The following is a 21,744-nucleotide window of genomic DNA, read 5'->3' on the forward strand; positions in this document are numbered from 1 at the left end:
ACCGTCCGGTCGGTCCCCAGGGGTCCGGCGTACTCGGTTCCCCCGCAGTGCGCCGGGCGGCCCCCTTCCTCCGGTCCGCTCGCGCGCGGACGGCACTCGCGCGGCGGCACCTGGAAGCCGCGCGCTCACCGTCCCGCGGCCCGGCGGGCACGGCCGCCGTCCGTCACCGCCGGGCCGCCCCGCCCGATTCCGCGCCTGCCCAGCCCGCGTCCACACCCGCACCTGCGCCCGCGCCTGCCCCGCCCGCGTCCACACCCGCACCCGCGCCCGCTGCCACGTGGCGCCGGTGCACCCCCGCCCCGCACGCGTCACGGCCCGGCGCTCCGGAACCCCGGCCGGTGGTGGGCCGTCGGACCGTGCGCCGCGGATCGGGCGCGGCGCCGCAGGGCTCACCCCGGCGGCGGTCCGGCCTGCTGTGCCCGGTCGACCAGGCGGGAGAGCTCGACGCGCGAGCGCACGCCCAGGACGGCGAACACGTTGCGGAGATGGTGGTCGACCGTCCGCGGACTCACCGAGAGCCGCACGGCGACCTCCCGGTTGGTCGCGCCGTCCGCGACGCAGCGTGCGATCCGCAGCTGCTGCGGCGTCAGCCGGTCCAGCGGCCCCGCGCTCTCCCCGGTGGCCGCCCCCGTCGCGCGCAGCTCCGCCCGGGTCTGCCCGGCCCACGCGCGGGCGCCGGACCGCTCGAACGCGTACAGCGCGTCCCGCAGCCGGCCGCGGGCCTCGCGCAGCCTGCGGCGGCGGCGCAGCCACCGTCCGTACAGCAGGAGCGTCCGCCCCCGTTCGAAGTCGCCACCCGCGAGTTCGTGGCGCTCCAGGGAGTGCGCGTACAGCTCCTCCACCCGGGAGACCGGCGCGAGCAGCGCCCGGCAGCGGGCCAGCTGGGCCGCCGCCTGGGGGTCCGCGCCCTGCGCCGCCCACAGGGCGAACTCCTCCACCGCCGCGGACGTGTGGGCCCGTTCGCCCGCCAGCACGGCGGCCTCCACGAAGCAGGGCAGCGCGAGCCGCCGGATCGCGAAGTGCCCGCAGCGGTGCCCCGGCCGCACCAGCGGCCCCAGCCGGGCCACGGCCTCCGAGGCCAGCCCCCGGCACAGGTCGGCCCGTCCCAGGGCCCACTCCGCGAGTGTCGCCGCCTGGACCAGCCCGTGCGGGCCGGCCACCGCGAGCGCCGCGCCCGCGTGCCTCGTCACGGCCGCCGCCTCCCCTTCCACGGAGGCCACCAGCGCCAGCACGGCGTGGTGATGCGCCGCTGCGTTCCGGTGCCCCGACCGCACGGCCGCCCGCAGCCCCTCCTCGGCGTGCGTACGGGCCCTCGCGTGCCGACCCGTCCGCAGCTCCGCGTACGCGAGCTGTTCCAGCGCCTTCGGCACGTACGTGGGCACCCGGTGGGACCGGGCCGCCGCGAGCGCCCGGGCCCCCAGCAGGCTCGCCTCGGCGACGTTCCCCAGGACCAGGGCCGCGCTCCCCGCGCGCAGCAGGCGTTCCGGGTCATGGTCCCGGGCCGCCCGCTCGGTCACCCGGCGCAGCGGCGCCCGCGCCAGGTCCAGGCGGGTGCGCAGGGCGGCGAGCATCCCCGTCCGGTAGTCGTCCGCGGGATGCGCCCCGCCGTCCTCCAGGACGGCGACGCACGCTGCCTGTTCCCCGGCGGCCCAGGCCGCCTCCAGGGCGACGAGCCGCGCGCGCAGCGCCCGTTCGGGGTCGTAGGGGCCGAGCAGCGACGCCGCGAGGAGCAGACTCCCGAGAGCATCGCCCACCGGCCCGTCCTGGAGGGCCAGCGTGCCCCGGACCAGTTCGGCGGCCCCGCGCACCGCGTCGTGTGCGGGCGTGCCGTCCGCGGCGGCGAGCAACTCACGCGCGCGGTGGGGCTGTCCTGCCAGCCGGGCGTGCTCGGCCGCCGCCGTCAGCCGCGCGGTCCGGGCGCTCCCGGCCGCGGACAGTTCCCCGGCCCGGGCCAGCGCGACCGACAGCTCTCCGGGTCCCGCCCGCAGCCCGGGGGCCTCGGCGGCGGCCGCCACCAGGGCTGCGAGACGCGGATCCGGTCCGGTGGCCGCCATGGCGCGGTGCACCAGCCGCGCCAGCCGGTGGGAGCCGCCGTCGAGGGCCGCGGCGAGCAGGCCGTGTGCCGCCCGCCGCCGCGAGGGCGGGGCGCCGAGGTGCACCGCGCGGCGGAGCCGCGGGTCGTCGAAGCGGACACGGCTGCCGGTGCAGCGCACGATCCCGGCGGCCTCCGCGAGGTCGAGCGCTCCGGCGCGCACGCCGGCGGCCCCCGCAGCGCGCAGGACCAGCGCCGCCTCCGCGCCCGCCCCGTCCGGTGAGATCTCCTCGGCCGCGGCCACCAGCAGCAGCAACAGGCGTGTGTCCTCGGCCAGACCGGTGAGCCTGCCCCCGGCCACGCGGGCGAGGACGGCCGCGTCGGCCAGCGGTCTGGGCAGTGGTGCGCGACCGCAGAGCTGGTCCGGTGCGAGCCGTGCGACGAGTGCCGCCAGGAGGGCGGGGTTCCCCGCCCCCTCGTGCAGCAGCTCCTCCCGCACACACGCTGGGGCGGACCCGTCGGTGAGCGCGTCGAGCAACTCCCGTGCCGCGGAACCGTCCAGGGGCCCGAGCGCCATGGCGGGGAGGGAGTCGAACTCCGGCGCGCGCGCCCGGCGCGGCGCGGTCGACAGCAGCAGCCCGACACCTGGCAGCCGCTCGGTGCGGTGGGCCGCGAAGCCGAGCGCGGCCCGGGATCCCGTGTCCCACAGGTCCGCGTCGTCCACGCACACCAGGAGGGGCCGGCGCGCCGCCGCGCCGAGGGCGTCCAGCAGAACCCCAGGGCCCGGAGCCGCGTCATGCGGGGGGAGCGGGGCGCCGAGCCGGCCGCGGCCCGCCTCGGCCAGGGCACGCAGACCGGCGCAGGGCACGTCCCGCTCGTCCGGTACCGCCCGCACCAGCACCGCGGCACCGGGGGCGAAGGACTCCACCGCGTGTTCCAGCAGCGCGCTGCGCCCGAGGCCCGTGTCCGCGGTGAGGACGAGGCAGCCCCCGGACCCGGCGCGGGTCCTCTCCAGGAAGGCGGCCAGGCGGGCGCGTTCGGTGGTGCGGCCGTACAGCCGCAGGTCCGGTGCGGTCGTCTCTCCGGTCACGCCGGCACGGTACGTCCGCGCCGACGGGCCGGGAAGGCGTGCCCGGCTCGCCGGCGGCAGGCCCGGCACCCCCTCCTGCCTGGTCGGACGGTCCCCGGGGAGCGCCGGGACCCGGGGCGGGCGCCCAGGCCCGGCGCGGCGATCCTGTGCGCCGGCACAGCCGGCCGAAGGGCGACCCGGCCGGGCGCGGCGGAGCCCGTGCGGCCCGCCGTTCCCGAGCGCGGCCCCTCCCCTTCCCGAGCGAGGCCCCCCATCCCGAACGCGCCCCCTCCCCATCCCGAACGCGCCCCCGCCCCCTCCCGAGCGCGGCCCCTCCCCTTCCCGAGCGAGGCTCCCCTTCCCCTTCCCCCTTCTGCCGGGCGGCCCGGCCGGGGCGACGGCCCTCCGTCGGCGGTCCGGTGCGCGGTGCCCGGCCGGCCCTGCCGTGGCGGCCGGTCCCCCCGGCACCGGCCACACGTAGGACGGGACGGCCGTGCACGCGGCGGTCCCGCGTGCACGGCCGTCCGGGTGACTGCGCGTCAGGATCCGTGCGGGCAGGTGCCCCGGTACTCCTCGATCGTCAGACTCGGGCGCGGCACCGGGCAGAGGAACTGCTCGTACCGGGTGTCCTCGTCGATGAAGCGCTTCAGCCAGGCGATGCTGTACTTCGCGATCGTCGTGTTGGACGTGTTCGGCGTGAAGTGCGAGGCCCCGTTCAGCTCCAGGTACGCCTTGTCGAGCGAGGAGGGCAACGACTCGTAGAACGGCTCCGAGTGGGAGTAGACGGGCGCCACGGTGTCGCCGTCCGCCCCGATCACCAGGGTGGGCGTCCGCACCTCGGGCCACGTCTTGTCGGTGTTCCACCCGGTCAGCGGGATCGCGGCCCGGAGCGAGGGGCGGCTCTTCGCCGCCTCCAGCGAACCGCCGCCACCCATGGAATGGCCCATCACGCCCAGTCTGGAGGCGTCGACGCGGGAACGGACCGAGCTGCGCTGCGTCAGGTAGTCGAGTGCCGCGAGGAGCTGGCGGCCGCGGCTCGCGGGCTGGTCCAGCGTGGTGTTGGTGTCGATGGTGAAGACGACGAACCCCTGCGAGGCCAGTCGCGGCCCCAGCCAGGCGATGGAGGACTCGTACGCCGTGAAGCCGGGCGAGATGACGACGGCGCCGAAGGTGCCGTCCGACGTGCTCGTCGGGTAGTACACGGTGCCTCCGCCGAAGCCGGAGACGACCAGCGACGAGACGTTCGTCTGGGAGACCGCGTAGGGGCCGCGGACCGCCTCGATGCTGGAGTTGCTCGGCGCCGGACCTCGCTCGTACGGGTTGTCGGCGGCCCGGGCCGCGCCGGGCACGGCGGTGACGGTGAGCGCGACGGTCGCGGCGGTGGCGAGCAGACCGGTCGTCAGGGACCGGCGGCGCCGCCGCGCGGAGGGCGCCGCGGCGGGCAGGCCGCCGGGGCGGGGTGCGGGGCTCGTGCCGGGGGAGGTGCTGCGGGTGCGCTGGTGCACGACGGAGTCGTCCTCTCGGTCGTGGCGGCCGGAGCGGTCCCGGCCCCGGCCGGGACGGCCGGGGGAGCGTGCCGGGGAGCCGCGGGTGGCGTCGCCGTGTTCGTTGGCGGTGCCACTGTGGGGGCGCTGCGCGGGACGCGGCATCGGCACAATCGCCGGTCTCGGTCCTGCTTGCGCTCCGCCTCACCCCGGCCCGGGCTGCGAGGACCGTCCGGGAGCGGCCGCGGGCACACCGGTGCGGTGCACGCCGTCGTAACGGCGGAACAGGCGCAGACGGCCGGGTCCCGGACCGGCTCCGGCGGCGAGGGCTTCCCAGCACCGTGCGGTCAGGGCGCGTGCCCGGGTGCCCGGCCAGGGCTGCGGAAGCAGCTCGGGGGGCAGCAGGGGGTCGGGCTCCATGGCGGTGGTGAAGGACGCCGCCAGCTCGATCGTGTACCTCAGGCGCTCGGTGTCCGTGGGCCGTTGCGTGCCCGACAGTCGGGTCAGGAGGGCCGAGGCCAGGGTGGCGAGTGCCTCGTGGCGGTCCGCGATCCGCCGGAGCGGCCAGAGCCGGGCGGCAAGCCGGACCGGGTCGGCCTCGTCCCCGATCCGCAGGTCACGGCTGGTGAGGCGAGTCAGTGACGGCAGGACGCCCAGGTGGCGGGCGTGCGCCTCGGCCATCTCCCCGATGGCGTTGGCGCTGACGTAGAGCCCGCCCTGCAGGGGCGCCGCGCCGAGGTGCAGGAGGGTGTCGCGCAGGGTGTCGCGGGCCTGCCGCGAGGACTCGGGGATGGCGAAGGCGAACAGGTGCCAGGTCCCGTCCCAGGGGGCCAGCCCCTGGTCCTGCCGGTAGGCGTGGCGGACGTACTCCACGTCCGGCGTGACGGCGCCGGTGGCGTCCGCGGTGGTGCGCAGCACGGCCTTGCGCCCCCGCCCCTCCTGAATGAACCGGCCTTCGGCGACGAGCCGTTTGAGGCAGAGGCGGACCTGCTGGTCGGTCATGCCGAGGTCCGCGGCCACCGCATACAGTTCGCCGGCGTCGACGGTGCCGTCCTCGCGGACGAGGGCGAACACCAGGGTCCGGGTGCCGATCCCGGACGTGGCGGGCTCCGGGTCGTGGGCGGCACCCGCGGGCCTGCTGGTCATGCCTGCTCCTGGGTATCGCCGGGGACGGTGCCGTTCCCGTGGCCGGGGTGGTCCGGGACGGTGCCGCTTCCGTGCGCTGGGTGCTCGACGTGCTCCGGGTGCTTGACGTGCTCCGGGTGCTCGGCGTTCTCCGCGTGCCCCGGGACGGCGCGGTGCATCGTGGTCACGGCACCGAAGCCCATCAGGCCCCGGAGGTACGGGGTCCGCTCGGTCCGTGCGGCGACGAAGCCGTGCCGCTCGTACAGCGCGCGGGCGCGCGGGTTGACGTCGACGACGTCCAGCCGGATCCGCGAGCAGCCGTGCTCCGCGGCCAGGGCGGCGATCTCCGTCAGCAGCAGGCTCCCGATGCCCCTGCCGCGGTGGCCCGGGCCGACGGCGATGCCGTCCATGACGAGCTCCCCGGGGCGGGGCGTGCGTTCGAGGAGCGCCAGGACGGCGAGACGCGGCAGGCCGCGGAGCAGCCCGTAGCCGGCGAGCACGTCCCGCGCGCCCCCACCGGTGAGGCCGCGGCCGCCGAGCCGGTAGCCGGCCACGCCCACGACCTGTTCACCGCCGGGGGCGAGTGCCACGACCGCGCGGTCGTGGTGGATGTGCCGGGCCAGGAAGGCACGGCCCTGCTCGGCCGGCCCCAGGGCGGCCCCGAGTTTGCGGCCGAAGGCCTCCCAGTACAGGCCGGCCACCCGCTCTTCGGCGCCGTGGGGCACCCCGCGCCGAACGGTGGGTGCTGCGTCCATCGCTCCTCCTCGTGTGTCGTCCGCCTGCGTCCGACCGTCGTCATTCTACGCATGAATGAGATACGGTCGTACCGAGAACGAGCGTTTTGGATTCGATACTTTTGGGGTGGGGAGACCGGTGGAACCGCAACGCAAGGTCCCGGCACGCCGCCGTGCGGTGCGAGCGGTGCTCGCGACCGTGGCGGCCCTGGCGGTCGTGGCAAGTGGCCTGGCAGGGCTGGTGGTCTGGCAGCACACGTACGACCTCCGGGAAGAGGCGGTGACCCTGCGGCACGACGGGCGGACCCTGCACGGCGTGCTGGCCCGCCCCGAACAGGGCGACGGTCCCTTCCCCCTGGTGGTCTTCGTCCACGGGGACGGCCCCGTGGACGCGACCCACGACACCTTCTACCGGCCGATGTGGGAGGCCTTCGCCCGGGCGGGATACGCCTCGCTGTCCTGGAACAAGCCGGGCGTGGACGGCGCGCCGGGCGACTGGCTCGACCAGACCATGGACGACCGTGCACGGGAAGCCGCCGACGCCATCGCCTGGGCCCGGCAGCGCCCGGACGTCGACGGAGACCGGATCGGCCTGTGGGGCGCCAGCCAGGCCGGATGGGTGCTGCCCAAGATCGTCGCGAAGGACGGCCGGATCCAATTCGTCGTCGCCGTCTCGCCCGCAATCGACTGGGAGCAGCAGGGCCGCTACAACCTTCTCGCCGAACTGCGCCGCGACGGTGCCTCCGCCGCCGAGACCGCCGCCGCGCTCCGTCGCCGCGAGACCGTCCTCGAACTCCTCGGCCGGGGCGCCTCGTACGAGGAGTACCAGCGGGCCGTCGGGGACGCACAGACCATGACGGCCGCCCGCTGGCGGTTCGTCTCCAGGAACCACACCGCCGACGCGACCGCCGACCTGCCGGCCCTGCGCGAGGTCCCCGTCCTGCTGGTGCTCGCCGGCCGTGACGTGAATGTGGACACCGCCGACACCGAGGCCGCCTACCGCCGCCTGCTTCCCTCACCACGACTGCGGGTCGCCCACTACCCCGACGCCGCCCACAGCCTCGTCAAGTACGACGTGGAGACCTCCCCGCCGCGCCTGACCCTGACCGCGCTCTTCGCGCCGCGGTCCCTCTTCGCCGAGGGCTTCCTGGCGGACCAGCGGCGCTTCCTGGCGGACCAGCGCCGCCTCCTGGCCTCCGCCGACCCCGGGGAAGCGCGGCGCTGACCGCCCGGGCGCCCGCTGCCACCGCCGCGTTCCTTCAGCCCCCTGGATGACCGGGGGGACCGTCGCGGCGGGCCCGACGGCACGGGCGTCATGCCGCCGAAGCCGGTGCCGAGGGGAGATCCGGGCCGTGTGGTGCCGTGGCTGCGGGCCGGCTCCCGGTGTCAGAGAGCGAGGCTCATCAGGATCTCGTCCCGGTCGTCGCCCGGGGCCACCCGGAGCGCGCCGGGCCATCGGCCCACTTCGACCCAGCCCAGGGTGCGGTAGAAGTCCTCCAGCCCGGGACCGGCTCTCGCCGTGAGCCGCAGGCGCTCCAGCCCCATGTCCGCCCGGGCGGTCTCCTGGACCTGCCTCAGGAGGCCGCCCCCGATGCCGCGCCGACGGCATCGGGGGTGGGTCTGCGGGTGGTTGACGGTGCCGCAGTGCGCCACCAGCGGGTGGGGATCGCGGTGGATGACCAGCCAGCCGGCCGGCACGCCCCGGAGGGTGGCGACGAGCAACCGGCTGTGCCGGGGGTCGAGCCGCCGGGTGAGGTCGTCGACGGCCGGACCGACGTCGCGGGAGGTCACGGGCGGCAGGGGGAAGCGGGCGGCGATCACGGCCCGCGTTGGTCACGGTCTCCCAGCAGTCGATCAGTTCGGCCCGCAGCTCCGGGGTGACCTGATCGGAGTGCGTGAAGTGGAGGAACCGGAGAGCGTCGTCCTCGTTCATGTCCGCCAGCCAGCCAGAGACGGTGCCGGGGATCGGTCACCCGGTGGGTGACGTCCTATCGGGCGCTGCTGTAGGGGAGGAGGGCCATCTCCCGGGCGTTCTTGATCGCGGCGGCGAGCTGTCGCTGCTGCTGGGCGCTGACGCGGGTGACACGGCGGCTGCGGATCTTGCCGCGGTCGGAGATGAACTTCCTCAGCAGGTCGGTGTCCTTGTAGTCGATGTAGGTGATGCCTGCCGCGTCGAGCGGATTGGGGCGGGACTTCAGCGGCCTTTGGGGGTTCTGCCGGCGTGCCATGGGTCGGTGTCCTCGGGTCGGGCCGCTCGGTCAGGAGACGGGGTCGAGAAGGGAGTCGAAGGCGGCGGGGAGGGACCTCCATGCCTCGGGGCCCGCCGCGTACTCGGCGTCGGTGAGCAAGCAGGACTCCAGGAGCTGTTCCAGGCCCTGGCGGTCGAGGCCGGGGGAGGTGAAGACGAGGTGCTGGCAGCAGTCGCCGTGCTCCGGGTGCCAGTCGAGCGCGGCCGCCGCCCTGCGCATCGGCGGGACCATCTCCCAGGCGGCGTCGGGCAGGGAGGCCAGCCAGGGGCCGGCGTTCTCCACGCACAGGGCGCCGCCGGCGGCGTCCCAGGCCAGCAGGGTGTCGGGGCGGTCGGCGAGCCAGAACCGTCCCCGGCTTCGGGCCGCCGCGCAGCACAGGTGCTCCAGCGCCTCGTACAGGCGCCTGGGGTGGAAGGGGCGGCGGCGGTGCCAGACCAAGGTGGTGACGCCTGCTTCGTCGGCTTCCTGGGGCAGCAGAGCACAGGCCGGGTGCTGTGCGGCGGCCGCCGCTTCCACGTCGAAGCCGGCGAGGGCCAGCGCGGCCAGCTCGCCGGATCCGGCATCCACCCGTCGAGCGGTCGGGTGGAGCTGGGCGAGCAGGGCGCGGTCCTCGTCGTCGGCCTCCCCGCTGTCGACGAGGGCGAGTACGGGCGCGTACTCCAGCTGGCGTGCCCAGGTGTCGCCGACCGTGCGCTGGTCCGAGGCGGCCGCCGCGAGGCCCGCTTCCGCCAGGTCGTCTCCGTTGGCGAGGTAGGGCAGGACGAGGGCCGGGTCCACCGCGGTGATCACCCCGGTGAGGTCGAGCGCGTCGGCTCCGTGCTGGGCGACGACCTCGGCCATCGCCTTGGGTTCGACGGAGTCCCACAGTTCGACGACGGCCAGCCGGGTCAGGTCGCCGTCGGCCAGCCGCTCCAGCTCGGGCACCAGGTCCTCGCGGAGCGCGCAGCAGGCGCAGTCGTTGACGAGGGGAGCCTCGCCCCGGGACAGCTCGCCGGTGGCATCGCGTACGACGCGCTGGACGGTGCCGTCGGCCGCCGTGGACAGGTCGTGGTGGAGGGCGACGCTGCCCGGGACGGTGCGCAGCAGCCGCTCCACGACCTCGCCGCGCGCGTCGCTGTGGAGCCCGGCGACGATGACGACGGGCAGGGTCACTTGCGGCCCCCGTAGCGGCGCTCGAAGCGCTCGACGCGTCCGGCGGTGTCCATGACGCGGGCGGTGCCGGTGTAGAAGGGGTGGCTGACGTTCGAGATCTCGACGTCGACGACCGGGTAGGTGTTGCCGTCCTCCCATTCGACGGTTTTCTCGCTGGACATGGTGGACCGGGTGAGGAACGCGTGGTTCGCGGCCTTGTCGCGGAAGACGACGGGGCCGTAGGCGGGGTGGATGCCGGGCTTCATGAGTGTCCTCGGGGCTGGTGGGGCGGGGGAGGGGGGAGGGGATCAGCGCTCTTCGCGGAAGTCGACGTGGCGACGGGCAACCGGGTCGTACTTGCGCAGCACCATGCGGTCGGGATCGTTGCGGCGGTTCTTGCGGGTGACGTAGGTGTAGCCCGTGCCGGCCGTGGAGCGGAGCTTGATGACCGGGCGTACTTCGTTGCGTGCCATGCCGGTACTATACGGGAATGGAAATCGTTTCCAATAGCTATCCAGAGAGGGGCAGGTAGCACCTTGTCCGCCCACTGTCAGCTGACCGGCGCCCAGCCGGGATTCGGCAACACCATCTCCCACTCGCACCGGCGGACCTCCCGTCGCTTCGACCCCAACATCCAGCGCAAGCGCTACTGGCTGCCCAGTGAGGGACGTCATGTCCGTCTGACGCTGAGCGCCAAGGCGATCAAGACCGTCGACACCATCGGTATCGAGGCCGCGGTGGCCCGTATCCGCGCCCGGGGAGTGAAGGTCTGATGGCCAAGAGGAGCAAGATCGCGCAGAACGAGAAGCGCAAGGTGGTCGTCGCGCGGTACGCCGCCCGGCGCGCGGAGCTGAAGGAGATCCTCCGGCGGCCGTCCTCCACGGAGGAGGAGCGTGCGGCCGCCCAGGCGGAGCTGCGCAAGCAGCCCCGTAACGCGAGCGCCACCCGGGTGCGCAACCGCGACAGCGTCGACGGCCGGCCCCGCGGGCACCTGCGGAAGTTCGGCCTCTCGCGCGTCCGGATGCGCGAACAGGCGCACGCCGGATTCCTGCCCGGAGTCACCAAGTCCTCCTGGTAGCTGTCGGCGCAGGTGGACCGGGCCCACACCTTTGGCGGGGTGTGGGCCCGGTCGTTTTCGTACCGTTCCGGCCGAGGGGGACCGGGATTCCGGTTCGCCCGACCCGGCAGGGGGTTCATGCGTTCCCGAGCAGGGGGTCGTCCCAGCGGTTCCACCTCTCACGGCCGAGGGCCACCTCGGCCTCGTCCAGCAGGGCGCCGTCCAGTGCGCCGGTGATGCGGCCGGTGTCCAGACCCGTGCCCGTGAAGGCGATCTCGTTGCGCCGCTCGCCGTACCGGTCGTCCCAGAACCAGCAGGCCAGGGTGCGGCGCTGCGGAGAGGCGGCCTCCCAGGCCGGCGAGGCGTGGGCCTCCAGCCAGCGGTCCGCCTCGACGAGCTCCAGGTGGCCGCCCGCCGAGCGCCAGGTGACGACCGCGTCGGGGCGGCTGGCGAGCCAGAGATGGCCGCGGCTGCGCAGTACGCCGAGCATGACCTCGCCCAGCGCGTCGGCCAGGCGCTCCGGATGGAGCGGCCTGCGGGCCCGCCAGACGACCGTGGACACGTTCAGGCCGGGGTCCGGGGCCGCGTAGGGAGAGCCCGTCGGATTCAGTCGGGCCTCCCACTGGGCGCGCATGGGGGCGTGCGGCTGTGCGCGGGCGAGGACCCGGCCGGACGCCGGCTGCCTGGCGATGACCCGGTCGAGGGTGACCATGCCGGCGCGGGGGTTGAGGTGGCGGAGGAGTGTGGCGGCCTCCTGCGTATGTGCTCCGTCCTCCGTCGGGGTGCCCGCGAGGACGACCGCGTCGGCCGCCTCCACCTGGCGGGCGGCGATCTCGGCGGGGGTGAGCGGTTCGCTGTGTCCGTCACCGCTCCAGACGCGGACCGCCCGGTGGACGCACGTGATGTCCGCCAGCAAGGTGCTCGCCGTGACGCCGGCGAGGACGAGAGCGGCGTCGTAGTGGTCCTCCAGGTTGTCGGCCCCCACGCGGGAGCGCCAGAGGTTCAGCAGGAAGGGCAGCGGGTCGAGGTGTTCGGGCAGGGCCAGGATGACGTGGACGGACTTCCGCGCCCGCCGGAGCGAGACCAGGTCCTGCCGCAGGATGATCGCCGGGTCGCCGGTCGCGCCCAGGCTCGCCGTGGCGGCGGGCCGCCCGTCGGCGGTGGTCATCATGCGCTGGACCACGGGGTGGTGGCCGGAGGCGCTCTCCTGTACGGACACGGAGAGGGTGAGCGACTCCGGATGGGTCCGCTGGAGCTGGGCGACGAGTTCGCCGCGTATCCCGGGCGTATTGCCGACCACGACGCTCAACAGCCCCTTGGGGCCGTCGGTCGGCATCACGCGCCCCGAGTGCGCCCGGGGCGCGGGGTGGCCTGCCGGCTCGGCGCGCATGCGGCGTGCGGCATGCGGCGGACCGCCTCGTCGGTCCGCTCGCCGCGCGCGGCGCGGCTGCTGCGGGAGGAGGGGCAGGAGTGTTCCCCGCCCGCCGTGTCGTGTCCGGTCTCGCGCATCGATGCCCCTAATGAAAATGGTTCCCATTTTTATATCATGGTGCCCGGGGGACGGGACCGGGAAGCGCGAGGTGTCGTGCGAGGGGCCGATCCGTCGCGCGGGGTGAATAGTTGATTTCCGTCCTCTCCGGCTCTCCGGGCTTGGCGGCACCTGCCCCGGGAAACGACTACGGGGGAGCGGTTGCCGTGAACGCCGGGGCGGTGACCGTTGGGCCAGGGGGGTTTGGTGGACGAGGAGCCGTTGTACCTGCGGCCGCGGGTGGATGCGGCGCTCGCGTCGCTCCTGCGGGACGGGCCGTTCCTGCACGCGCTGTGTGACGCCCTGGGGTCGCCGCTGAACGTGCTGCTGCCGGAGGCCGTCGCGGAGAACGCCGCCCGCTTCCAATCCGTCCACCGGCGTCACCACCTCGGCGGCCGGGTGTACTTCGCGCACAAGACGCACCGGTCCAGCGCCCTGGTCCGGCGGCCGGCCGCCTGCGATCCCGCCGGCGTGGGGATCGACGTGGCCTCTCTGGAGGAGCTGCGGCACGCGTTGAGCTGCGGGTTCACCGGTGATCGGGTGATGGCGACCGGCCCCGAAAGGGCCGGGAGTTCCTCTGGCTCGCGGCCGTCGCCCGGCGGGACGCGGGCGCACCGCCGGCCTCGGGCCCTGCTCTCATCCGACCTCCCACGTGGGGCGCCGCCGGGCGGAGCGGGCGGGTGGTCACCGGTACGAGGGCCGGGAGTCGTGGTGGCTGGCGGCCGCGGCGGACCCCGAACTGGCGGACTCCTTCGAACGCCGGGGGCGGGGCCGTCCCCAGGCCGGTGCCGGTGCCGGTGCCGGTGCCGGTGGAGCCAACCACCATCTGCCGGTCCACCGGCACGCCGAACTGCTGCGCGCCAGGCGGGATTCCGTCATGTCGCGCCGGTGTGGCAGGTGGGGGACAGCTGCGTGCTCGTGGCCGTGAAGGACTGACCGGCAGGCCCACAGCCGCGGGCGACCGGCGGGGCCGCTGGACTGGCGGCAGGCCGGGCCGGACCTTCGTCCGCGACCGCATCGCGACCGCATCGCGACCGCATCGCGTACGTGTCCGGGCGAGGCAGGCGCCAACTGCACGCCTGTGACAAGGAGTCGGGGAGGAAGCTACGCGGCGTCACCCCGTCGAAGAGCACCAGCGGGCCGACCGCCGTCCTCACCGGCCGCTGAGCGGTCCGGTGTCGCCCGTTCTCCGCCGTGGGCGGGCGCGCCCCGCGCGGGAGGTTTCCACCGGGTGGAGGGTCTGGCCGGCCGGCTCCCGCGCGGCCGGACCGAGGCGGCAGTCGGTGCAGACGCCCGTCAGCTCCACGGTGTGCTCCACCTCGGCGAATCCCGTGGCCTCGGACACGTTCTCGGCCCAGCGTTCCACCGCGTCCGCCTCCACCACCGTGCTGAGACCGCAGGTACGGCAGACGAGATAGTGGCGGTGTCCGTCGACGGGGCGTGGCCGGTAGAGCCGTTCCCCCGACCTCTCGCGAATGACGTCCACCTGTCCCGACTGGTTCAGGACGTGCAGCGCCCGGTACACCGTGGTCAGGCCGATGGCGACCCCGTCGGCTTCGAGCGCCTCGTGGAGGTCCCGCGCGGAGGTGAAGGTGCCACGGGCGTGCAGGGCGCCCAGAACGGCCTGCCGCTGCCGGGTGCTGCGCGGAGGCGCGGATCGCTTCGGTGTCGGTGCGTCGCGCAGGACGCCCACCTCCCGGGGAGCGGGGGCCGGTTGGAACGGTGTCGGTCGGCCGACATGGAGCGGTCCGGCACGAGACCTCACGGTAGCTCACATGATAATCATTGTCGTAAAGCGTGGTGTGGGTGCCGAGCCGTTCGCGCCCTGTCGTGGCCCCGGAAGGGGCGGCCGTGGGGATGTGCGTTCCGCGGTGCCGGCGGTGGAGGCGAGCCGCGCATGCGGGCAGGCGGGCGACGGCTGCCGGTCGCGCTCCGCCCCGGGGGGCCTGTGCGGTCCGGCCCCGGGGCGCCGAGGTGTCCGCGCGTGGCTCCGCCGGCCCCCCTCGCGGGCCCGGGGTGCGCCACGCGCGGACGGTCGGACCCTAAGCGCCAATGGCATCCATTTTCAATACCGTCGACGCGAGTCCCTCGCGCGGTCCACTGGAGAGCCCGGGTGTACGGGTGGACAATCGAAGTGATTTCCATTTCAGATCCCCTGACCAGGGAGGATCCATGCGTGGCGTGTCGATCAGCCCCCCGCGAGTACTTCTCCTCGGAGCCTCGGTGGCCCTGATGTGCGCGTGGACGCCGGGCCCCGTGTCCGCGGCGCCCGCCCCCATCCCCGTGGTCGCCTCCACCAACGTCTACGGAGACGTGGTGGAGCGGATCGGCGGCGACCGGGTGTCCGTCGTCTCGATCATCAACGACCCCGCGCAGGACCCGCACTCCTACGAGGCGAACACACGTACCCAGCTGGAGCTCTCCCGGGCCAGGGTGGTCGTCGAGAACGGCGGCGGCTACGACGGCTTCGTCGGCACCATGCTGCGCAGCACGGACAACGCATCGGCGGAGGTGATCAACGCTGTGCAGGTCTCGGGCAAGTCGCCCGGTGACGGTGGGGAGTTCAACGAGCACGTCTGGTACGACCTGCCCTCCATGAGCCTTCTCGCCGACCGGATCGCCCGGACCCTCGCCGCGATCGCGCCCGCCGGCGCCGACGTCTTCGAGAAGAACGCCGAGGACTTCAAGGACGGACTCGCCGGACTCGAACAGCGGACCAACCAGATCGAGGCCGACCACGCCGGCACGCCGGTGGCGGTCACCGAACCCGTCCCGCTCTACCTGACCGAGGCGTGCGGCATGGTCAACAAGACCCCCGAGGCCTTCAGCGAGGCCGTGGAGGAGGGCGACGACGTGCCGCCCCGGGTGCTCGGCGAGACGCTGGCGCTGTTCAACGACCGCGGCGTGCGGGCACTGGTCTACAACGAGCAGACCACCGGCCCGCAGACGGAGAGGGTGAGGGCGGCCGCCGAGGACAACGGGATACCCGTGGTACCCGTGACCGAGACGCTATCCCAGGGGGAGGACTACCTCAGCTGGATGGGAGCCAACATCACGGCCGTCGACCGCGCCCTGGACCGCTGATGCGGCGCACCGACGTCCCCGAGCCGCAGCCCCGGCCCCTTCGGACGGAGCGGGGCGAAGGCGGCGCCGGCGACGCGCCCGCGGTGAGCCTCCGGGGCGCCGCGCTCTCCTACGGCGAGCGCGTCCTGTGGACCGGCCTCGACGTCGATGTGCGACCGGGCGAGTTCCTCGCCGTGCTGGGCCCCAACGGCTCGGGCAAGACGAGCCTGCTGCGCGTCCTCCTCGGCAGACTGGCCCTCACCTCGGGATCCGTCGCGGTCCTCGGCCGCCCGCCCTGCCGCAGCGGCGGACTCGTCGGCTACGTCCCCCAGCAGAAGGCACTGCTCGCACACACTCCGCTGCGCGCACGGGACCTCGTCCGGCTCGGCCTCGACGGGCACCGCTGGGGCCTCCCGCTCGCCCGGGCCAAGGTCCACCGAAGAGTGGACGAACTGCTCGACTCCGTCGGAGCGCTCCCGTACGCCGACGTCCCCGTCGGCCGGCTCTCCGGCGGTGAACAGCAACGGGTGCGCATCGCCCAGGCGTTGGCGACGGATCCCCGGGTCCTGCTGTGCGACGAGCCGCTGCTCTCCCTCGACCTCCAGCACCAGCGCACCGTCACCGGCCTCGTCGACCGGCGGCGCCGGGCTGCCGGCACCGCCGTCGTCTTCGTGACCCACGAGATCAATCCGGTCCTCGGACCGGCCGACCGGGTTCTCTACCTGGCCGGCGGCGGCTTCCGGATCGGCCCACCGCAAGAGGTGCTGACCAGCGCCGTCCTGTCACGGCTGTACGGGACCCAGGTGGACGTCCTCCGGGTCCGCGGCCGCATCGTGGTCGTGGGGGCGCCGGACGCGGCCTCCTCCCGGCACCACGCCGCCCGGCCGAACGGGGCCGCACCGCCATGAGCATCCCGACCGGCCCGCCGCCCACCGTCGACGGCGGCGATCCGGGCCTCTGGCAGCGGATCTTCGACTTCACGGACTACGGAGAGCTGCTGGCCCTGGTGCACAACTCGTTGCTGGCCGGAGCCCTGCTCGGCCTCGTGGGCGGCCTCGTCGGCGTCTTCGTGATCATGAGAGACCTGCCCTTCGCGGTCCACGGCATCAGCGAGCTGTCGTTCGCGGGTGCGGCGGCCGCCCTGCTGGCCGGGGTCAACATCGTCGCCGGGTCGATCGCCGGCTCACTGCTGGCGGCCGCCGCGATCGGCCTGCTGGGGGTCCGCGCCCGCGACCGCAATTCGGTGATCGGGATCATCATGCCGTTCGGGCTGGGACTCGGGGTGCTGTTCCTCTCGCTGTACCAGGGCCGCGCGGCCAACAAGTTCGGCATCCTGACCGGGCAGATCGTGGCCGTCGACACCCCCCAGACGGCCTGGCTCGTGGGCACCTCCGTGGTCGTGCTGGCCGTCCTCGCCGTGCTGTGGCGGCCACTGACCTTCGCCAGTGCCGACCCCGACGTGGCCGAGGCCCGAGGAGTGCCCGTCCGGACCCTTTCGCTGGCGTTCATGGTCGTCCTCGGGCTGGCGGTGGCGCTGTGCGTGCAGATGGTGGGTGCGCTGCTCGTGCTGTCCCTGCTCGTCACCCCCGCGGCGGCCGCGGCCAGGGTCACCACCTCCCCGGTGCTGTTGCCCTTGCTGAGCGTCCTGTTCGCACTGGTCTCCATGGAGGGCGGCATCCTGCTCTCCCTGGGCAGCTCCATTCCCATCAGCCCGTACGTGACGACCCTCGCGTTCCTGATCTATCTGGCCTGTCGCCTCGTGGGCGCGCGCAGGGCCGCCGGAACCGCTCGATCCGTCCCGGCCGCCGAGGGCCCGCGCGTTCCCGGAGCCTGAGAGGGCCCATTCGACTGAGGCTGCCCGGGGAGCCAGACTGGAGGGGGAGTCCGTAGCGCCCCCCGGGGTGCGCGGAAGGAGGCTTTCATGCATCCCCTCGCCGTCGTCGGCGCTACCGCCGGCAAGCTGGCCCACTACGCGGTGTCCGGTGTCGTGGGCGCACTGATCGTGCAGAAGCTGCCTGATGCGAAGCCGGCCGCCCGGAAGGCGCTCGTCGGAGGGCTCGCCGGGGGCATCGTGGCAAGCCGGTGGCTGTCCTCGGCCGCAGAGGAGGCCCGGCTGCAGGCCGGGGACCTGCTCGCGGAGGCCCGTACCTCGCTCGGCGAGGAGGCTCCGCCGCCCTCGGCCGTCCAGGTCGACCACGACGATCACGGCCACGGGCACTGATCATGCCGACGGTGCTCGTCCGCTCGGTCGCGACGGGCCGGGCAAGGCTGACCGTGCCCTGGCTGCGGGACCGTCCCGGCTGCGCCGGGCTCGTCGACGACCGGCTCACCGGTCTGTCCGGGTTCCGCGCGCTGCGCGTCTTCCCCCGTACCGGCAGCGTCGTCGTCTGGATGGACCCTGCCGGTCTCGACGTGGACGCCCTGGTCGCCGCCCTCGAGGAGGAGCCGCCACAGTCCGTACCCGCCAAGCCCACCCGTTCCGCACCCGACTCGTCCACCGGAGAGGTGGCCCGGCTCGTGATCGGGGGAGCCGTGCTGGCCGTCGTCGCGGTGCGCAGGCTGCTCGCCCGCCCCCGTATCGGCGTCGGCTCCTCCGGTGTCCTCGGCGCGATCACCGTCTTCACCGGGCTGCCGTTCTTCCGCGGTGCCCTGCGCACCATGCGCGGCCGGAGCAGTCCCGGTACGGACACCCTTGTCACCGCCGCCACGGTCATCTCCCTGATCCTGCGGGAGAACGTCGTCGCACTGACCGTCCTGTGGCTGCTCAACATCGGGGAATTCCTCCAGACCCTCACCCTGCGCCGCACCCGCCGGGCGATCGAGGACCTGCTCACCATCGGCGAGGAGCGCGTCCGGCTGGTCGGGGAGGATGGCGCGGAGACCGAGGTTCCGCTGGATCAGCTGGAACCCGGTGACACCGTCGCCGTGTACGAGCACCACCGCATCCCCGTCGACGGGCACGTGGCCGGCGGCGAGGCACTCGTCGACCAGGCCGCCGTCACCGGCGAGGCCCTGCCGGTGTACGCGCGTGCCGGTGCCCACGTGTACGCCGGCACCATCGTCACCTCCGGCTCGCTGACCGTCCGGGCCGACTCGGTCGGCCGGGACACGACCGTCGGCCGGATCATCACCCGGGTCGAGGAGGCGCAGAGCGACCGGGCCCCCATCCAGACCGTCGCCGCCCGCTTCACCCGGCGCTTCGTCCCGGTCTCCTTCGCCCTGTCCGCGCTCACGTACGCGGTGACCCGTGACGCGCGCCGGGCGATGACGATGCTTCTCATCGCCTGCCCCTGCGCCGCGGGCCTGGCGACCCCGACCGCGATCAGCGCCGCCATCGGCAACGGCGCACGGCGCGGCACCCTGATCAAGGGCGGCACCCACCTCGAAGGCGTCGGCCGGGTGACGGCCGTGGTCTTCGACAAGACCGGCACACTCACCTTCGGCAGGCCCCTGGTCACCAGCGTTGTCACGCTCAGCGAACAGTTCGGTGCCGACGAGGTGCTGAGCCTGGCCGCGTCCGGCGAGCTCCACGCCCGCCACCCTCTGGCCCAGGCCATCGTCGCCCACACCGAGGAACAGCACCTGCACGTCCCTCTCCACCAGGCGTGCGAGGTCGTCCTCGGCATGGGCATGCGCGCCGAACTCGACGGCAGCCGACTCCTCGTGGGCAGCCCCGCCCTCCTGCGCAGCCACGGCATCCACCTCACCGACGCCGCCCAGGACTGGACCGACCGCCTGCGCCGCGGCGGGGAGACCGTCATCTGCCTGGCCCACGACGCCGACCTCATCGGCCTGCTCGGTGTCTCCGACGCCGTACGCGCGGGCGCGGACACCGTCGTACGGCAACTGCGCGAACTCGGCGTCTCACGGCTGGTCCTGCTCACCGGCGACGCACCGGAGACGGCCCAGGTCGTGGCGGACGCACTCGGCATCACCGAGGTCCACGCGCACGCGCTGCCCGAGGCGAAACTCCAGCTGATCCGCGACCTCCAGGCCGAGGGCCACGTCGTCGCGATGGTCGGTGACGGCACCAACGACGCCCCCGCCCTCGCCCTCGCCGACGTCGGCATCAGCATGGGCGAACACTCCTCGCACGTGGCCCTGGAGACCGCCGACATCGCCCTCGCCGGCAACGACCTGCGCCAGGTCCCCGCGGTCGTCGAACTCAGCCGCCACACCCTGCGCGTCGTGCGCCAGAACTACGGCCTCGCCATCGGGGTGAACCTGCTCGGTCTCGTCGCGGGCGCGGGCGGCTCCATGAACCCGGTCCTCGCGGCGCTGCTCCACAACACCAGCAGCATCGCCGTCGTCGGCAACTCCGCCCGCCTGGTCAACCACACGCCGCATCTCCCGTACGTGAGTGACGAGATCCTGCACGCGGCGCCCCTGGAGGAACGCCGCGTGCGCTGACCTGTCGCAGGCACGGACGCCGCGTCCCGGGACATGAACGCGCGCACTGGAGAATCGCCAACGCGGTCACGTGGCGGTCCCGCACGGTGACCACGTGGACCATGCCCACGACGGCCACCGGCGCGCGGCTCACGACGGCCACTGGGACGACCACTAGCCAGTCGGGTCCCGTCAACCGGTAAATGCGCCCCATGACCGGGGCGCATTCATTCGCACCATCATCCGTCCCGGCCCCTTTTCAGGGCTTCTCAGGGCGTGGAATACGTCGCGCGAGATTTCTCTGTCTGTCGTGAAGGCGTCGTGGGGCCTTACGGCAGGCGCAGCAGGTGCGACGCGCCCTCCGCTCGTTCGGGGAAGGTGCGGGCAGGTGTACCGGGTCGGGCGGTGCCGTGGCTGCGACCACCGCCCGACCCGGAGTTCTCAGCTCTGCGCCGCGAACTGCGCAGGGGCGAGCTCGTGTTCGCAGGTGTCGTCGCCGATTCCGTACGCGTCCCATGCGGGGAACGGATCGGCGGCGTGCGGTTCCTCTCCCTCGGTCAGGAGACACCCGGCGAGCGCGGTCTGCAGGGCCTCGGTGCGCAGCCCGGTGCCGATGAAGACGAGTTCCTGGCCCTGGGGCGCGCCCGGGTCCTGGGCACCGGCGGGTTCGAACCGTGCGACGGAGCCGGCCTGCGACCACAGGCCGGTCACCAGCGGCCGGGTCGAGAGCCGGAAGAAGCCCTTGGAGCGCAGCACCTGACCGTACGTGCCGCTGTCGAGTTCTTCGGTGACGAAGTCCCACAGGCGGCCGGGGTGGAAGGGGGTGGCCGAGCGGAAGACGGTACTGGAGATTCCGTACTCCTCGGTCTCCGGCACGTGGTCACCGTTGAGTTCCATGACCCAGCCGGGTGCCTGCTGGGCGCGTTCGAGGTCGAAGAGACCGGTGCCCAGGATCCGCGTGGGATCCACCCGGCCATGACGGGCCGGCACGATCCGGGCGACCGGGTTGAGGCGCGTCAGGGCGGCGCGCAGCCGCGTGCCCTGCTCCTCGTCGACCAGGTCGAGCTTGTTCAGGACGATGACGTCCGCGAACTCGATCTGGTCCATGAGCAGGTCGCTGACGGTGCGCTCGTCGTCCTCGTACTGGTCCAGCCCGCGCTCGACGAGCCCGTCGCCGCCCTCCAGTTCGGGCAGGAAGTTGGCGGCGTCGACGACCGTGACCATCGTGTCGAGGCGGGCGAGATCGCCCAGGGTGGCGCCGTCGTCGCGAGGAAAGGCGAAGGTGGCGGCCACCGGCATGGGCTCGGAGATGCCGCTGGACTCGATCAGCAGGTAGTCGAAGCGGCCCTCGCGGGCGAGGCGGTCGACCTCCTCCAGGAGGTCGTCGCGCAGGGTGCAGCAGATGCAGCCGTTGGTCATCTCGACGAGGCGTTCCTCGGTCCGCGACAGCGCGGCGTCGCCGCCGCGGACGAGCGCGGCGTCGATGTTGATCTCGCTCATGTCGTTGACGATGACGGCGACGCGCAGGCCCTCGCGATTGCTCAGCACGTGATTGAGCAGGGTGGTCTTGCCTGCCCCGAGGAAGCCCGACAGGACGGTGACCGGCAGTCGTTCGGTCATGCCGGTCAGCCCTCGGGGCGCAGCAGGCCGCGCTGGTACGCCTTGGCGAGCCGCTGCGGTACGGAATAGGTGACGCCGTCGACCGTGATCGGCACGAGCTGCGGCGCCGTGGCCTTCCACTGCGCGCGGCGGTGACGGGTGTTGCTGCGGGACATCTTCCGCTTGGGCACGGCCATGGTGTTCTCCTGCTCACGGGGGTACGCCCCAAAGCTACATGCAAATGGATCCCGTTTTCAAAATGTGCCCGGTCGGGTCGAGCGGAG

At 73.9% G+C, this 21,744-nt stretch carries 21 protein-coding genes and 1 pseudogene; 9 read left to right on the forward strand and 13 right to left on the reverse strand.

Annotation, left to right across the window (positions count from 1 at the left end):
• Positions 1-389: 389 nt before the first annotated feature.
• The 4 genes from C593_RS0125775 to C593_RS0125790 form a co-directional block, all read right to left on the reverse strand.
• Positions 390-3,122: a LuxR family transcriptional regulator gene (locus C593_RS0125775; RefSeq protein WP_026278079.1), complete on the reverse strand. Its 2,733-nt coding sequence runs from the start codon at positions 3,120-3,122 to the stop codon at positions 390-392.
• Positions 3,123-3,640: 518 nt separating this feature from the next.
• A complete protein-coding gene (gene bdeA / locus C593_RS0125780; protein ID WP_486591190.1) occupies positions 3,641-4,606 on the reverse strand; it encodes a bis(hydroxyethyl) terephthalate hydrolase in 966 nt (321 codons plus the stop codon).
• A 183-nt stretch (positions 4,607-4,789) separates the two neighbouring features.
• A complete protein-coding gene (locus C593_RS0125785; RefSeq protein ID WP_018850217.1) occupies positions 4,790-5,731 on the reverse strand; it encodes a PaaX family transcriptional regulator C-terminal domain-containing protein in 942 nt (313 codons plus the stop codon).
• Positions 5,728-6,465, reverse strand: a complete 738-nt coding sequence (locus tag C593_RS0125790) for a GNAT family N-acetyltransferase (protein ID WP_051093799.1) — start codon at positions 6,463-6,465, stop codon at positions 5,728-5,730. Before C593_RS0125790 ends, C593_RS0125785 begins: the two co-directional genes overlap by 4 nt.
• Positions 6,466-6,631: 166 nt before the next feature.
• On the opposite strand from C593_RS0125790, the gene C593_RS30525 reads away from it, so the two are divergent.
• Positions 6,632-7,669, forward strand: a complete 1,038-nt coding sequence (locus C593_RS30525; RefSeq protein WP_018850219.1) for a CocE/NonD family hydrolase — start codon at positions 6,632-6,634, stop codon at positions 7,667-7,669.
• 161 nt (positions 7,670-7,830) lie between these two features.
• Here C593_RS30525 and C593_RS30530 read toward each other — a convergent pair whose 3' ends face one another.
• From C593_RS30530 to rpmG, 5 genes are all read right to left on the reverse strand, one after another.
• Entirely contained in the window at positions 7,831-8,235 is a 405-nt protein-coding gene (locus C593_RS30530; RefSeq protein ID WP_486591186.1) for a GNAT family N-acetyltransferase, read from the reverse strand.
• A gap of 197 nt (positions 8,236-8,432) precedes the next feature.
• Positions 8,433-8,672 carry a 30S ribosomal protein S18 gene (gene rpsR, locus C593_RS0125805; RefSeq protein ID WP_018850221.1) on the reverse strand — a complete coding sequence of 80 codons (240 nt, stop codon included), beginning with the start codon at positions 8,670-8,672 and terminating at the stop codon, positions 8,433-8,435.
• A gap of 30 nt (positions 8,673-8,702) precedes the next feature.
• Positions 8,703-9,845 (reverse strand): GTP-binding protein, encoded by a 1,143-nt coding sequence (locus C593_RS0125810; protein ID WP_018850222.1) that lies wholly within the window; start codon positions 9,843-9,845, stop codon positions 8,703-8,705.
• Positions 9,842-10,090, reverse strand: a complete 249-nt coding sequence (locus tag C593_RS0125815; protein WP_018850223.1) for a type B 50S ribosomal protein L31 — start codon at positions 10,088-10,090, stop codon at positions 9,842-9,844. The genes C593_RS0125810 and C593_RS0125815 overlap by 4 nt, the downstream gene beginning before the upstream one ends.
• 42 nt (positions 10,091-10,132) lie before the next feature.
• Positions 10,133-10,297 carry a 50S ribosomal protein L33 gene (gene rpmG / locus C593_RS0125820; RefSeq protein ID WP_003964410.1) on the reverse strand — a complete coding sequence of 55 codons (165 nt, stop codon included), beginning with the start codon at positions 10,295-10,297 and terminating at the stop codon, positions 10,133-10,135.
• A gap of 63 nt (positions 10,298-10,360) precedes the next feature.
• Between rpmG and rpmB the strand changes: the two genes are divergently transcribed.
• Positions 10,361-10,597 carry a 50S ribosomal protein L28 gene (gene rpmB, locus C593_RS0125825; protein WP_018850224.1) on the forward strand — a complete coding sequence of 79 codons (237 nt, stop codon included), beginning with the start codon at positions 10,361-10,363 and terminating at the stop codon, positions 10,595-10,597.
• On the forward strand, positions 10,597-10,902 hold the full coding sequence (rpsN, locus tag C593_RS0125830; protein WP_018850225.1) for a 30S ribosomal protein S14: 306 nt from the start codon (positions 10,597-10,599) through the stop codon (positions 10,900-10,902). Before rpmB ends, rpsN begins: the two co-directional genes overlap by 1 nt.
• A gap of 115 nt (positions 10,903-11,017) precedes the next feature.
• On the opposite strand, the gene C593_RS0125835 is transcribed toward rpsN, so the two are convergent.
• A complete protein-coding gene (locus tag C593_RS0125835; RefSeq protein WP_078521921.1) occupies positions 11,018-12,217 on the reverse strand; it encodes a GTP-binding protein in 1,200 nt (399 codons plus the stop codon).
• A 432-nt stretch (positions 12,218-12,649) separates the two neighbouring features.
• On the opposite strand from C593_RS0125835, the pseudogene C593_RS33970 reads away from it, so the two are divergent.
• Positions 12,650-12,999, forward strand: a pseudogene (locus C593_RS33970) (Y4yA family PLP-dependent enzyme); the annotation flags it as partial.
• 563 nt (positions 13,000-13,562) lie between these two features.
• Here the strand turns inward: C593_RS33970 and C593_RS0125840 are convergent.
• On the reverse strand, positions 13,563-14,174 hold the full coding sequence (locus C593_RS0125840) for a Fur family transcriptional regulator (protein WP_486591187.1): 612 nt from the start codon (positions 14,172-14,174) through the stop codon (positions 13,563-13,565).
• Between the two features lie 467 nt (positions 14,175-14,641).
• On the opposite strand from C593_RS0125840, the gene C593_RS0125845 reads away from it, so the two are divergent.
• The 5 genes from C593_RS0125845 (at position 14,642) to C593_RS0125865 (ending at position 19,882) form a co-directional block, all read left to right on the forward strand.
• Positions 14,642-15,493 (forward strand): metal ABC transporter solute-binding protein, Zn/Mn family, encoded by an 852-nt coding sequence (locus C593_RS0125845; protein ID WP_051093805.1) that lies wholly within the window; start codon positions 14,642-14,644, stop codon positions 15,491-15,493.
• Entirely contained in the window at positions 15,493-16,380 is an 888-nt protein-coding gene (locus C593_RS0125850; RefSeq protein ID WP_018850229.1) for a metal ABC transporter ATP-binding protein, read from the forward strand. Before C593_RS0125845 ends, C593_RS0125850 begins: the two co-directional genes overlap by 1 nt.
• Complete coding sequence (locus C593_RS0125855) at positions 16,377-17,306, forward strand: metal ABC transporter permease (protein WP_018850230.1); 930 nt, start codon at positions 16,377-16,379, stop codon at positions 17,304-17,306. The genes C593_RS0125850 and C593_RS0125855 overlap by 4 nt, the downstream gene beginning before the upstream one ends.
• Before the next feature lie 87 nt (positions 17,307-17,393).
• The gene (locus C593_RS0125860; protein ID WP_018850231.1) at positions 17,394-17,693 is read left to right on the forward strand and encodes a DUF1490 family protein; all 300 of its coding nucleotides are present in this window, start codon (positions 17,394-17,396) and stop codon (positions 17,691-17,693) included.
• Between the two features lie 2 nt (positions 17,694-17,695).
• On the forward strand, positions 17,696-19,882 hold the full coding sequence (locus C593_RS0125865; RefSeq protein ID WP_018850232.1) for a heavy metal translocating P-type ATPase: 2,187 nt from the start codon (positions 17,696-17,698) through the stop codon (positions 19,880-19,882).
• 420 nt (positions 19,883-20,302) lie between these two features.
• Here the strand turns inward: C593_RS0125865 and C593_RS0125875 are convergent, their stop codons facing one another.
• Both C593_RS0125875 and rpmF read right to left on the reverse strand, forming a co-directional pair.
• Positions 20,303-21,481 carry a CobW family GTP-binding protein gene (locus C593_RS0125875; protein ID WP_018850233.1) on the reverse strand — a complete coding sequence of 393 codons (1,179 nt, stop codon included), beginning with the start codon at positions 21,479-21,481 and terminating at the stop codon, positions 20,303-20,305.
• Positions 21,482-21,486: 5 nt separating this feature from the next.
• Positions 21,487-21,657 carry a 50S ribosomal protein L32 gene (rpmF, locus tag C593_RS0125880; RefSeq protein ID WP_018850234.1) on the reverse strand — a complete coding sequence of 57 codons (171 nt, stop codon included), beginning with the start codon at positions 21,655-21,657 and terminating at the stop codon, positions 21,487-21,489.
• Positions 21,658-21,744: the final 87 nt, after the last annotated feature.

The sequence above is a fragment of the Streptomyces sp. CNT372 genome (genome assembly GCF_000377145.1).

Coding starts and splice junctions, on each gene's coding strand:
- C593_RS0125785 (WP_018850217.1), bottom strand. CDS start 5,731: ATGACCAGCAGGCCCGCGGGTGCCGCCCACGACCCGGAGCCCGCCACG.
- C593_RS0125790 (WP_051093799.1), bottom strand. CDS start 6,465: ATGGACGCAGCACCCACCGTTCGGCGCGGGGTGCCCCACGGCGCCGAA.
- rpsR (WP_018850221.1), bottom strand. CDS start 8,672: ATGGCACGCCGGCAGAACCCCCAAAGGCCGCTGAAGTCCCGCCCCAAT.
- C593_RS0125815 (WP_018850223.1), bottom strand. CDS start 10,090: ATGAAGCCCGGCATCCACCCCGCCTACGGCCCCGTCGTCTTCCGCGAC.
- rpmG (WP_003964410.1), bottom strand. CDS start 10,297: ATGGCACGCAACGAAGTACGCCCGGTCATCAAGCTCCGCTCCACGGCC.
- rpsN (WP_018850225.1), top strand. CDS start 10,597: ATGGCCAAGAGGAGCAAGATCGCGCAGAACGAGAAGCGCAAGGTGGTC.
- C593_RS0125835 (WP_078521921.1), bottom strand. CDS start 12,217: ATGCCGACCGACGGCCCCAAGGGGCTGTTGAGCGTCGTGGTCGGCAAT.
- C593_RS0125845 (WP_051093805.1), top strand. CDS start 14,642: ATGTGCGCGTGGACGCCGGGCCCCGTGTCCGCGGCGCCCGCCCCCATC.
- C593_RS0125850 (WP_018850229.1), top strand. CDS start 15,493: ATGCGGCGCACCGACGTCCCCGAGCCGCAGCCCCGGCCCCTTCGGACG.
- C593_RS0125855 (WP_018850230.1), top strand. CDS start 16,377: ATGAGCATCCCGACCGGCCCGCCGCCCACCGTCGACGGCGGCGATCCG.
- C593_RS0125860 (WP_018850231.1), top strand. CDS start 17,394: ATGCATCCCCTCGCCGTCGTCGGCGCTACCGCCGGCAAGCTGGCCCAC.
- C593_RS0125865 (WP_018850232.1), top strand. CDS start 17,696: ATGCCGACGGTGCTCGTCCGCTCGGTCGCGACGGGCCGGGCAAGGCTG.
- C593_RS0125875 (WP_018850233.1), bottom strand. CDS start 21,481: ATGACCGAACGACTGCCGGTCACCGTCCTGTCGGGCTTCCTCGGGGCA.
- rpmF (WP_018850234.1), bottom strand. CDS start 21,657: ATGGCCGTGCCCAAGCGGAAGATGTCCCGCAGCAACACCCGTCACCGC.